The following is a 13446-nucleotide window of genomic DNA, read 5'->3' as shown; positions in this document are numbered from 1 at the left end:
ATAATATTCTATTAGAGCTATTATTAAAAAATTCAAATATTGATTTTGCATTTATGTGTCATGTGTTTAATCAAATTAAATTATGAAATAATCTTCTTAATACAATAATTGAGATTATAGACAGTATAATTTCTGTAACAAATTGAGCATATGCTAAACCATAAAGAGGGAAGAATGAATTTAAAATAATTAATGATGGAATTTCTAAAATAATTTTTCGGGCAATTGCAAAGAAAAATGCATATTTTCCCATGCCAACAGCTTGAAAAATAGCTACAGATAAATAATCAAGGCACAAAAATGGTATGCCTAAACTAAAGCCTCTTAGTAATTGACTTCCATAAGTACTAATATCAGAACTATTCATGAATACACCAACAAAAGACTTAGCAAGGATAAATGAAACAGAAGAACATAATATTAAAAATATTAACATAACATTTCTTGTGTAATTAACAGCATTTTTCATTCTTTTATAATTTTTACTTGCATATGTATAACTGATTAATGGCATAATTTCTTGTGAGCCACCTAAGGCTATGTTGAGAGGTATAGAATTAATTTTTTGAGCAATGCTCATAGCTGCTACAGCAGTTGCTCCATAAATAACAGTAAAATTGTTTAATATTGTCATACTTGTCACATTTAATAAAGTTTGAATAGAAGCAGGTACGCCAATACTACATACACCATAATCAACTTTTTTATTTAATACCAAATCTTTTATAGAAATACTTGCAAACATTTTTTCTCTTTTTTTAAAGAGAATAATAAAGTAGAAAATACATGATGCACAATTTGATAAGAATGTTGCACATCCTGCTCCACTTGCTCCCATATTCAATCCCCATGGTAAAACAAAAATAGGATCAAGAATAATATTGAGAATACATCCCACTGCAACTCCTGCACTTGCGAGAACTGATTTGCCTTCTGCACGAATAATGTTTAACATGACTATATGTAAAATTGTTGGAAGGGCACCTAAAGTCACAGTCCAAAACATATAGATATTTGTAGCAAACTCTGTATTGACTTGGACTCCCATAAGTTCCATGATTGGCTGTTTGAAAATCGTATAAACAATGAAAAATAATAATCCTGAAAATAAAGTGCCATAAAAACCAAAAGCAGAACTTTGCTTAACTGTTTTATAATCTTTAGCATCTAGTGAACGACTCATCATACTTGCTGTACCAACACCAAGTAAATTACTAATGACATTAAATGCTAGCATTATTGGAGCTGCTAATGTAATTGCCGCATTTTGAATAGGATCAGCTAGCATCCCAACAAAAAATGTATCTGCCATATTATATATAATGACAGTTAGTGAACTTAAAATCATAGGAAGAGCTAGTTTTATGACTGATTTAGAAACAGGGATATATTCAAATAATTCTATTTTTTCTTCATTTTGCATTAATTTAACCTCCTTGTTATTATTTATTGTATTAATGTTGATTATTCATCATTTATCAATTATAATTTTTATGATATTTCTATCAATGGTCAGTTTTAGAATTTTGTAGATTATGCCACATTTAAAAAATAATATAGATTAAAGGAGTCAAAATGAAGAGAGAATCACAAAATGATTTGAGATATATTAAAACAGAATCACTTATTCAAAATACTTTTAAAGCAATGCTGTTAGAAATGGATTATTCACAAATAACAATTAGAAAATTAGTAGAACGTGCTCAAATCAATAGAAAAACCTTCTATTTACATTATCAAAATTTAGATGATTTACTTGTAAATCAACAAATTAGTATATTGTCAAATTTTTTTAAAACACTTCCAGATAAATGGAATGTAGATGATTTAGAAAAGTTTATTAGAAAATTGTTTTTATTTTTAGCAAATGCTAGTAATGTTGATAATAAGATTATGTCTATTCAAGGACATTTGACTTTTTGTAAAAGTCCGAGTGATTATATAAGGGAACAAATGTTTAATTATCTTAAATCTTATGATAACTTTTCAAAGTGTCAGGATTACGAGGCTAATATTTTTGTATCATATTTATATGGTAGTTTTATAATGATATATAGTCAATGGATCATTGATGGGAGGAAAATACCTGTGGAAAATATGATTCAATTTATAACAAAATTGATTTCAAAAGGATTATCTGAAAGTCAATTGCTTTTACAATAATTATAATAAATCAAATAATTTTATTAGAGGTTTTTTTAGAAGTTATAGGAGGGTGATTATGCATGAAAAAGAAAGATTTAATTTTATCATATATGCAAAGAACAGTTAGTGTTGCTGATAAAGAAAAGCTTTTTACAACTCAAGAATTAGTTGATCATTTTCATATGCAAAGAACGAACATATCATCTATACTTAATCAGTTGGTTAAGGACAATAAATTAGAAAAGATAGATGGAAGACCTGTATTATATAGATTAATAAATCTCAATCAATCAAATGAGAAATATGATTTAGTATTTCAAAAAATGATTGGTTGTAATGATAGTTTAAAAAATGCTATAAAGAAGGTAAAGTCAGAATTGATATATCCAGATAAAAAGCATATGTTTCTTTTTATTGGATCAAGTGGTGTTGGAAAAAGCTTTTTTGTTCAAACGTTATTTGAATATGTTAAAGAAAGAAAAATGGTTTCTAAAAAGGCTCAATTGCTCAAACTTAATTGTAAATATTATATGAACCATGAAAATGACTTGATAGATGTTATAAAAAGTGCTGCTTTATTAAAGCAGGTCGAAGATGGAATTATGTTTGTTGATAATGTTCATTTAATATCACGAGATAAACGAGCAATTATCTACGATTTAATAACATTACAATCAAAAGAAGGTCATTTTATTTTAGTTTTTTCATCAGATAAAAATGTAGATGAAGATTTTAGAAAAAATTATTTAGAATGTATGAATGTTATTATTGATATACCTGATCTAATGGATAGAAGTTTAAATGAACGATTTGACATTATGAAGAATACTTTACAAAAAGAATCACAAAAAATTGATAAAAATTTTATTATAGATGCTGAAGTATTATTGTGTTTACTACTATATCATTGTGAAAGAAACATTAAGCAATTCATAAACGATATCAAAGAAGGCTGTGCAAGTGCTTATTTAAGAGAAATAGATTATAATAATGAAAATATCCACTTATATTTATATGATTTCCCTAAATATGTCAAAAAAGGATCTATTTTTTATAAAAGCCATGCAGCTGAATTGAGTGAATTTGTTTCGTATGATTATGTTTATTGTTTTACAAAAGAATCTGTTGAAAAAACAAAAGATGACTTTTTGTTAGAAAAACATCAAGATAAATATAGTTATTTAAAAGATATGACTTTTAATGAAAAATCATTTCAAAATTCAAAAATAAATGTATTTTTAAATAAATATAATAAAGAAATAAAAAGTAAGAACATAGATGAAACATCGTTAAGTAAAATTGTAAATAATGAGATCATCCAATTAGTAAAAGATTTTTTAGATTATGCATCACGTAAATTGGACCGTTTTTTTCCAGACTCAGTTTTTTATGGCTTGTGTTTACATTTACAATCTCTTGTAGAGCATCCAGAAGTTCGAAGTTATAGTGATGATTATATAGAACAAACAATAAAGGAAAACCAGAAAGAATATGTATTAAGTTTGCAACTTCTAGATACAATAGAAGAACAATTAAATGTACATATTGAACTAGAGGAAGCATCATTAATAACTATGTTTATTTGTGAAAAGAATCAAGCTATAGAAGATGATGGATTTCCTGTGTTTTTGATTGCCATGCATGGTAGTCAAACAGCATCCTCACTTGTTGATGTTGTTAAAACTCTTGTAAAGACAGACAAAGTTTATGCTTTTAACTTATCTTTAGATAAAGAAATTATAGATGCATATAATGAACTTAAAAATTTTATCAAACAAATTAATATGGGAAAAGGGATATTGATGATGTATGACATGGGATCATTAAAAACTATGGCTCAAGAAATCGCAGATGAAACTGGTATTAATATCCAATTTATTATATCTCCAACCACTTTAATTGCATTAGAATGTGCTAGAAAAATGGAAACAATTCATGATCTGGATTCAATTGTATTAAGTATGAAGGATAGTTACGAAAAATACTTTCCATCTATTGTCGATAATTATAAGAGGGAAATTAAAAAGGATATTATTATTACGTTATGTATGACAGGAGAAGGTGGAGCCTTACAAATAAAAAGATATTTGGAAAAAATCATTGAATTTCGTGATATTGATATTATACCTTTATCTATGAAGGATAAAAACCAGCTTATTTCACAGATTAACCACTTAAAGGAAGAACATAATATATTATATGTTATAGGAACGTTTAATCCGCATTTACATGGAGTTTCATTTATTTCTATTTCTCAATTATTTAATACACCTATTGAACAATTATCAGAATTATTTAGTGTGAATGGTAAGTTTTTACCAACAAAAAAGAGAATTAAATATTCATTGATATTTAAGAATATAGAGGAACAAATGCCTGATTTTGATATTGACTTATTGAAGGAAAATTTAATTCAAGCAATTCATAAAATTGATGTAAAATATCCTTTAAATCAAAATAAACGAATAGGTTTGATTATGCATATAAGTCATCTTATTTATCAATTGGTTCACCAACAAAATATTAAACAGATAAGAGATTATAACAAAATAATAATGGCAAATAAGAAAATATATAATTATCTTTGTGATGTTTTTTCAGATATAGAGAAAGTCTTTGAAATTAAATTCTCAGATTCAGATATCGCAATGATTATTAAAATGATTAAGGAAATCTAACTTTTAAAGTTGGATTTTTATTTTTAAGTGTATAAAGTGTATGTTTTTTAAATAGGCAGTTATAAAAAGAGTGAGGGTATTTTTAATGAGAAAAAGTAAACTTATTTTAGCAATATGTATCATAAATAAAGAGCAAAATCAAAAGTGTATAAATAAAGAAAATAGTGTATAAAAAGTTAAAAATCGATTCATTTGAAGTGATTTGAAAGAATACAAGATTCATTGTATATTGATATCGTTGAACAAGGAAAATACAAAGATCGATCAATTATTAGAATTTGTTTAATGATTTTATAAAAAAATGAGGTGAAACAATGGATGTAGAACAAATTGCTTTTACAATTATTGCACATGCTGGTGAAGCAAAATCATTAGCATATTCAGCATTAAGAGAAGCTGAAAAAAACAATTTTGAAAAGGCAGAAAATCTTATTAAAGAAGCACGAACTGAAATTAATCAATCTCATCAAAGTCAAACTGATCTTCTTACGAGTGAAGCAAACGGAGAAAAAACACCTATTAATGTTTTACTTATTCATTCTCAGGATCATCTTATGACGAGCATGTTAGCTATTGATTTTATTCAGGAACTTATCAAGATTTACAAAAAGACATTTGAAAAGGAGTAAAAAAATATGAAAATATTATTATGTTGTGCCAATGGACTTTCTACAAGCATATTGATGCAAAAAATGAGAAAATGGGGAAAAGAAAAAGGAATAGAGTTAGAGGTTATTGCAAAACCTTCAAGCGATATTGAAAATGTATATAAAGATTATGATTGTATTTTGGTAGGGCCACAAATTGCTTATCAATTGGAAGAAATTAAGGGTATTGCGGTAGGAAAACCTGTTGATAAAATTAATCCAGCTGATTATGGTTTAGGAAATGTTGAAAACATAATGAAGCAGGTTCATAAATTATTAGATAAATAGGAGGGGATAAAAATGGAAAAATTTATGAAATTTTTAAATGAAAAACTAACACCTCTTGCAAATTTCTTTGGTAGACAGCGTCATTTATTAGCTATGCAAAGAGGTTTCATGGCAATGATTAGTTTTATATTTATTGGTGCTGTATTCATGATTATTGCCAATCCACCAGTTACAGCGGATATGGTAGCGAATGGTGGGATATTATCCATCTTTTCAGGATGGGTTAATTTTGCAGCAAAATATAAAATGGTTATATTGATTCCATTTAATATGACAATGGGAATGTTAGGTGTTATTGCTGCTTTTGCAATTGCTTATAACTTAGCATCAAGTTACAAAATGTCAGCAATGAGCTCAGCATTAACATCAGCAATCATCTTTATGTTAACTGCTGCACCTGCTGGATATTATGCATTGGCAGATGGGTCAGTTGCATCTATGATGAAAACAACATATTTAGGATCACAAGGATTGTTTACAGCAATTGTTGTGGCAATAGTAACAGTGGAAGTAACAAGATTCTGTTTAAGCCATCATTTGACAATTCGTCTTCCTGAATCTGTACCACCATTTATTTCAGAAACTTTTAGTTTAATTATTCCAGGTGTCCTTAATACTATTATTTTCTTTGGTGGAAATTTATTGATTCAAGCATATGATCCAACAATGACACTACCAGCACTAATTGAATTTGTATTAGGTAAACCATTAGGTGGATTATGTAATACTTGGCCAGGTGCTATTGCTTTATGTATCATTAGTTCATTATTCTGGTGCTGTGGGCTTCATGGAACAATGATTTTGATGCCTTTTACAACAGCTATTGGTATGCAAGTTGCAACACGAAATATGGAATTAGTCGCAGCTGGTAAAGATATTATTTTCCAACCTGCAATGTTTGGTGATGCTGGAAATTTATTAGGGGGAGCAGGTAATACATTTAGTTTTGTTCTCTTATGTCTTTTATTAGCACATTCAAAACAATTAAAGGCTTTTGGAAAAGCAACAATTATTCCAAGTTTTTGCAGGATAAGTGAACCAGTATTATATGGCGCACCAATTGCCTTTAATCCTATTTTGATGATTCCATTTATTGTAGGAACATTGCTTAGTAATGCTTTATATACTATTTGTTGTATGACAGGATTAATTACACCAATTTATTTGCAAGTTGCTGGAACATTCCCGATTTTTATTAACAGTTTTATCAAATGTTTGGATTTTCGAATTATTATATTTGAAATTGTCCTTATTGCTATTCTTGCGGTTGTTTGGTATCCATTCTTTAAAATTTATGATAGTCAATTAGGTACAAAAGAAAAAATGAAAGAAGAAGAAATAGATAGTAATAACATTGAGGAGAGTATTGCTTAATGAAGAGGAAACAGTTGGGATTTCCTGATCACTTTCTATGGGGTGGAGCAACTGCAGCTAATCAATGTGAAGGTGCACATTTAGAGGATGGTAGAGGTTTAGGGCATATTGACCTTGTTCCTCAAGGAAGTGAAAGATGGAATGTTATGAGTGGAACATTAGATTCTTTACAACAAAAGCCTAATACGTATTATCCTAGTATGAAAGGTATAGATTTTTATCATCATTATAAAGAAGATATTGCGTTATTTGCAGAAATGGGATTTAAAGTATTTAGAATGTCTATTGATTGGGCAAGAATCTTCCCTCTTGGTATTGATGAAAAACCAAATGAAAAAGGTTTACAATTTTATGAAGATGTTTTTAATGAGTTACATCTTTATGGAATTGAGCCCCTAGTTACAATGACACATTATGATATCCCTTTAGAATTGGTTAAAAGATATAATGGATGGGAAAGTCGAGAAACCATAGAGTGTTTTAAAAAATATGTCAAAACCATTTTAACTAGATACAAGGGAATGGTGAAGTATTGGTTAACTTTTAATGAAATTAATTGTATTACATCTCTGCCATATTATGCAGCTGGTGTTGTTATTAGAAGTGAAGAGGAAAGACTGCAACAAATTTATACGGCAGTTCATCATGAACTTGTTGCCAGTGCATGGGCTGTAAAGATAGCTCATGAAATTGATAAAAACAATATGGTAGGATGTATGTTGGCAGCTGGAGTGACTTATCCATATCGTTGTGCTCCAGAGGATGTTTGGCTTGCTCATGCAAGTGGACGAGGAAAATTCTTCTTTTCTGATGTTCTTGTAAGAGGAGAGTATCCTGAATATAAGCTTAAAGAATTTGAAAGAATTGGGTTTGATATTCCATTTTTTAAAGAAGATAAGGAAGTGTTAAAAAATCATACAGTTGATTTTATATCTTTTTCTTACTATTCTTCACAGCTTGTTTGTGCAGATCAAAATGTGATTGCTGAAAAGGCTGAAGGGAATGTTTTTCCTACATTGAGAAATCCATATTTGAAAGAAAAGGATACAGCATGGAAGTGGCAAATTGATGCATTGGGGTTAAGAACAACACTTAATCAATTTTATGAACGTTATCAAAAACCTCTATTTATTGCTGAAAATGGGGTAGGTGGTATTGATACTTTAGAAAATGGTCGTGTGCATGATGAGTATCATATTCATTATCTTAGAGAACATATCAAGGCTATGAAGGATGCTATAACATTAGATGGTGTAGATTTAATGGGTTATACATCTTGGGGATGTATTGATTTGGTATCAGCTTCAACAGGTCAAATGAAAAAAAGGTATGGCTATATTTATGTTGATGCAGATGATTTAGGTCAAGGATCATATCAACGTTACAAAAAAGATTCATTTGAATGGTATAAAAAAGTTATTGCAACAAATGGTGAAGATTTAGATTAATATATATTTTTTCTCCCTTAATTAATCATCATTATATATTGAGCAAATAAAGTACATGCTTGCATGTACTTTATTATTTATGAAAGGAGTGTTATATTCATGAGTCGAAAAATTATCTTTTTTGATGCTGATGGAACAATTATTAATAAAACATTTATTTCATCTCAGACAGTAGCATCCGTTAATCAACTAAAAATGAATGGACATATTCCAGTCCTAGCTACTGGAAGGGCTAGAAAGTCTATTCAACAGATTGTAGATATATTGGATTTGAAATATTTGATTTGTTCTAGTGGAAATCATATTATCATAAATGATCAAGTTATTTTTCAAAACTATTTATCTTATAATGAATTGCAGGAAATTGTTTGTTATTTTGACCTGTTTGGACTAAGGTATACTTTGGAATGTGCAGATTTTAATTATATTCAAAAAGGAACCGAAGATTTACATTTAAAAAGAATGATGTTTTTAAATAGAGGAGAAATAGATATAGAAAATCTTAAAGAATCATTTCAACAAAACTATCGATTTATTAAAGATTTAAAGTCATTAAAAGTCCAAAAGATTCATTGGTATGAAGACCCAATAATGTATTATGAAAACCCTTCTCCACTAGATTATCAAAATATATTTGATTATTTTCATAATAAATATCAGGTTGTTCCTATAATGGGGAATCCTCTATCTATTCATGGTGAAATCAGTAAAAAAGGAGTATCTAAAAAATCAGGAATGGAGAAAGTGTTGGAGTATTTTCATGCAGATATCATAGATACATATGCAATTGGAGATGACTATAATGATCTTGAAATGCTTCAATATGCCAAGCATACCATTGCTATGGGACAGGCACCTAGAGAAATAAAAGAAGTTTGTGAATTTATCACAGATGATATTTATCATGAAGGATTTACAAAAGCAATGAATCATTATCAACTAATAAATGGGGATTAATCATGAATGTAGATATGAGTAAAAGGCAAGACTTGTTTGAAACAATGCCAATTATGAAGGCAATTATGATAATGTCCTTACCGATGGTTTTGAGTTCACTTGTTACGATATTATATAATCTTTCTGATACATTCTTTGTTGCAACATTGAATGATTCGTTGCAAACTGCTGCTGTGACTTTATCTGCTCCTATTTTACTTTCTTTTAATATTGTTAATAATTTATTTGGTGTTGGTAGTTCAAGTTTGATGAGTCGTATGCTAGGGATAAAAAAATTTGATATAGTCAAAAAAGTTTCAAATATTTGTTTTTATTGTTGTGTTGGGTGTGGGGTCATTTTTTCTCTGTTATTTATATTTTTTGAACATGAATTTTTAGTGATTTTAGGTGTAGATTTGCAAACTATGGCTGCTACACAAGAGTATATGTTTTGGACAGTAAAATTAGGTGCTACACCAGCAATATTAAACGTTGTAATGGCTTATTTAGTTCGTTCTGAAGGTGCCTCACTACAAGCAAGTATTGGAACGATGAGTGGGTGCTTTTTAAATATTATATTAGATCCGTTCTTTGTATTACCACAATATTTGAATATGGGAGTAGCTGGTGCTGGAATGGCAACATTTATATCTAATTGTATAGCTTGCTTGTATTTTATTGTTTTTATAATGCTTAAAAGAAAGCAGACATTTATTGATATTTCACTATTATCATTTCATTGGGATTGGAAAATAATTAAAGAAATCTTTGTTGTAGGAATACCAGCAGCTATCCAAAATTTATTAAGTGTTATAAGCATGACAGTACTTAATCATTTTACTGTTTTTTATGGTGTTGATGCTGTTTCTGCAATGGGTATATCACATAAAATTGTTATGATTCCACTACAAGTTGTTTTGGGGTTCTCTCAAGGAATTATGCCGCTTATAAGTTATAATTATGCTAATAGAAATGTTCAAAGAATGAGGAATGTATTATATGTATCGCTTAAATTTTCAATTTCAATACTAATTGTTTTGTGTATTATATTTATGATGTTTGCTTCATATCTTATGAGCATTTTTGTGGATATTCCTCATGTAATACAAATGGGAAGTGTATTAATCAGATTTTCGTGTGTACAACTTCCGTTTTTATGTATAGATTATGTTACTGTATGTGTTTTTCAAGCGTGTGGGTTAGGAGGTTATGCTCTCATTTTTGCCATATTAAGAAAAATAGTTTTGGAAATACCATTTCTTTATTTATGGGATTATCTTTATCCATTTTATGGTCTTAGCATTGCAACTCCAACAACAGAAGTGATTCTAGCCATAATAGCAATTATAAAGTTGAAAAAAATTTTAACAGAACAGACGAAAAGGCTATAAAAATTTTTAGAATTAAACATTTATTTAATAAAGTAAACAAGCCAAAATGTAAACAGAAAAAGGAACTGAGAAATCTAATAACTAAATTAGGGTCTTTTACAGTTCCTTTTGTGTTATTCAATACACTTTATACACTATAGTTTCTATTTTTTCCAGCAAATTTCACTTATAAATTTCATAAACGAAATTTGCCAAACTGACCAATCATGTGCTCCTGGAATATGTCCACCATCTATAACGTTTTCGACTTGATTTTGTTGATTCCATTCTAGAAAATTCTCATATTTAATTTTAACTCCATTTGGATTAGCTAAAATAGCTGTTGAACCTGTATCACATGTGCCAATAGTTGTATAAAATACAGGAATGTATTTTTTGCATTTTTGACTAATTGCTCGACTATCAAATCCTGAAAATGCGCCAAAGTATCCAAAATATTCAGGATAATCAAAATACATATATGTTGTAATCATTGCTCCCATAGATATACCACAAAAGGCACGATCACTTGCTTTTTTAGAAACATTATAGTTTTTTTCTATATAAGGTATAATATAATTGATAATATTATCTTCAACCATTCCAATTCTTTCATACATTTTCATAAAATCTAATTCATAGCTACTATTTTCCATTGTAACAACAATAACTTGTTCATTGAAATTGTCAATAATATGATGAATATTACCCATAGAAAACCAATCAGTTTCGTTTCCTGTATATCCATGACTAGCATAAATAACTTTATAAGGTTGAGTGTTTTCATTGTAATTTGAAGGTAAATATATTCCTAAATCTTGGTTTTTAGAAAGATTTCCTTCATATTTAACAAAAAATAATGAACCATTTTTCTTTTTTGATGGTAATACGTAATCTAAATATGGTGATTGAGACTGTTTCATTTTATCATAATATCCATAGACGATACTTTGCTTTAATGAAGCATTTTTATAATAACTTTGGTTATTCATTTTTGAAGGTGATGGATTAGCTGGATCATCAATTGTCTCCTGAGTATAATCCTGATAAGTGATAATATAACTGTAAGGAAATGCTCCACTTGTAATAGGTATATCGAGTCTATAAATAGATAATTCTGGATCATATATCATGTCTTCTATGTAGTTTCTTTGGAATGTTCCAGGGGCAAGACTTGAGGCATACATTCCATTCCTATATTCATGAGGTGTAAAAATATTGTCTTTATCATATAAATCCATATTTGGATCAATATAAAAAAATGGACCAGTAAGACTGACTTTTATAATATCTTGTGTAGGTTTATATATAAAAGTTGCAGTATATCCACTAGGTGAATGTGAATTTTTATATACAGAAACTCCTTCATTAATTTTTTTTGATAATTGATTCATTGTTATTCTCCTTTTTATTAGGAATATATTGGCCAATAATTCCTTAGTATTAATTTACATGAATTATCAAAAAATATAAAGGTATTATGGGAATCACTCAAATTGTAAAAATATACACTATACTATACAAAATATACAGTACTGAAGTTATTGAATAGGAACCCAGACTTTTAAATATCTATTTTTATTCTTATGAATTTTAGCTATTTGAGTCGCAAATATATCACCAGAAATCACAAGATGATGATCTTGGATATATTGTAATGCTGGGTTAAAAAGAGAATAATTAATGTTAAAATCTTCATTAATGATAATAATGGTACTGAGCGCTTTTTGTTTTTTGACATGAATCATATGCTTAACAGAAATATTTAGAAATTCTATCCAATCTTTACTAAAAGAAGTACCACCAATATAATTAGTCTTCTGATTGATAAAATCATCTTTTTTAATAAGAAGTGAAAAATCAGTAAATGCAAAATCTTCATGTACTGTAGATGTAAAATTTAAATATTTGTCTTTATCTTCAAAAAAGTGCTTAAAGTCATAAGATGCTGGAAATAAGTAGCATTCCTCTAATTCTTCAATAGATATTAAATGCGAATGATTGATGATAGAATGTAATTTATCTAACGTTTCATTATTTTTATGAATAAGTTTATAAAAATATAATGATTGTTTTTTATAGTATTCCTGCTTTTGTTCAAGAATAGAAACATATTGCGAAAGAGAATCAATATGTTTTATTTTATCTATTTCTTTGATAGAAAAATCTGCTGAACGATATTTTCTACATTCAGCAATTGTTTCAATATCAAAATCAGTATAATAACGATAATGTGTTTTATCATCAATACGAGGATGAATTAATCCCATGTTTTCATAATGTCTTAATGTTTCTCTGTTAATATTTAAAAAATTCATAACTTCTTTTGCACTATATTCCATATTTATCACCATTTCAAATTATAACATTCTTTTTTATTAATAACATTAATTTTATAAATATCTTGACTTCGTGGTTACCACCAACTTTATAATGAAGAAAAATAAGGAGGAATGAATAAATGGAAAAAAGGGTTGCATTAGTAACAGGTGGATTAAGTGGAATTGGAAAGGGAACGGTATTAGAATTATCTAAAAAAGGATATGATGTTGTTATATTT

The 13446-nt window shown here is 28.3% G+C and carries 11 protein-coding genes; 8 read left to right on the top strand and 3 right to left on the bottom strand.

Going from position 1 to position 13446, the window contains the following annotated elements:
* Nucleotides 1-70: 70 nt before the first annotated feature.
* Nucleotides 71-1423, bottom strand: a complete 1353-nt coding sequence (locus AC5M21_RS12205; protein WP_008789397.1) for an MATE family efflux transporter — start codon at nucleotides 1421-1423, stop codon at nucleotides 71-73.
* 152 nt (nucleotides 1424-1575) lie between these two features.
* Between AC5M21_RS12205 and AC5M21_RS12200 the strand changes: the two genes are divergently transcribed.
* The 8 genes from AC5M21_RS12200 (at nucleotide 1576) to AC5M21_RS12165 (ending at nucleotide 10907) form a co-directional block, all read left to right on the top strand.
* Complete coding sequence (locus tag AC5M21_RS12200) at nucleotides 1576-2163, top strand: TetR/AcrR family transcriptional regulator (RefSeq protein WP_008789398.1); 588 nt, start codon at nucleotides 1576-1578, stop codon at nucleotides 2161-2163.
* Nucleotides 2164-2225: 62 nt separating this feature from the next.
* A complete protein-coding gene (locus AC5M21_RS12195) occupies nucleotides 2226-4823 on the top strand; it encodes a PRD domain-containing protein (RefSeq protein WP_008789399.1) in 2598 nt (865 codons plus the stop codon).
* Between the two features lie 314 nt (nucleotides 4824-5137).
* Nucleotides 5138-5452 carry a PTS lactose/cellobiose transporter subunit IIA gene (locus AC5M21_RS12190; protein WP_008789400.1) on the top strand — a complete coding sequence of 105 codons (315 nt, stop codon included), beginning with the start codon at nucleotides 5138-5140 and terminating at the stop codon, nucleotides 5450-5452.
* Nucleotides 5453-5458: 6 nt separating this feature from the next.
* Complete coding sequence (locus tag AC5M21_RS12185) at nucleotides 5459-5758, top strand: PTS sugar transporter subunit IIB (RefSeq protein ID WP_008789401.1); 300 nt, start codon at nucleotides 5459-5461, stop codon at nucleotides 5756-5758.
* 12 nt (nucleotides 5759-5770) lie between these two features.
* Complete coding sequence (locus AC5M21_RS12180) at nucleotides 5771-7132, top strand: PTS sugar transporter subunit IIC (RefSeq protein WP_008789402.1); 1362 nt, start codon at nucleotides 5771-5773, stop codon at nucleotides 7130-7132.
* Nucleotides 7132-8580 (top strand): 6-phospho-beta-glucosidase, encoded by a 1449-nt coding sequence (locus AC5M21_RS12175; RefSeq protein WP_008789403.1) that lies wholly within the window; start codon nucleotides 7132-7134, stop codon nucleotides 8578-8580. The genes AC5M21_RS12180 and AC5M21_RS12175 overlap by 1 nt, the downstream gene beginning before the upstream one ends.
* A 99-nt stretch (nucleotides 8581-8679) precedes the next feature.
* On the top strand, nucleotides 8680-9537 hold the full coding sequence (locus tag AC5M21_RS12170; RefSeq protein WP_008789404.1) for an HAD hydrolase family protein: 858 nt from the start codon (nucleotides 8680-8682) through the stop codon (nucleotides 9535-9537).
* Between the two features lie 2 nt (nucleotides 9538-9539).
* Complete coding sequence (locus AC5M21_RS12165; protein WP_008789405.1) at nucleotides 9540-10907, top strand: MATE family efflux transporter; 1368 nt, start codon at nucleotides 9540-9542, stop codon at nucleotides 10905-10907.
* Nucleotides 10908-11050: 143 nt separating this feature from the next.
* Here the strand turns inward: AC5M21_RS12165 and AC5M21_RS12160 are convergent, their stop codons facing one another.
* A complete protein-coding gene (locus AC5M21_RS12160) occupies nucleotides 11051-12280 on the bottom strand; it encodes an alpha/beta hydrolase (RefSeq protein ID WP_008789406.1) in 1230 nt (409 codons plus the stop codon).
* Nucleotides 12281-12427: 147 nt separating this feature from the next.
* Complete coding sequence (locus AC5M21_RS12155) at nucleotides 12428-13228, bottom strand: MerR family transcriptional regulator (RefSeq protein WP_008789407.1); 801 nt, start codon at nucleotides 13226-13228, stop codon at nucleotides 12428-12430.
* Nucleotides 13229-13446 lie beyond the last annotated feature (218 nt).

It is taken from the genome of Coprobacillus sp., from assembly GCF_984815275.1.
The sequence above is the reverse complement of the archived record's forward strand: the minus strand, read 5'-3'. Positions and strand labels throughout refer to the sequence as shown.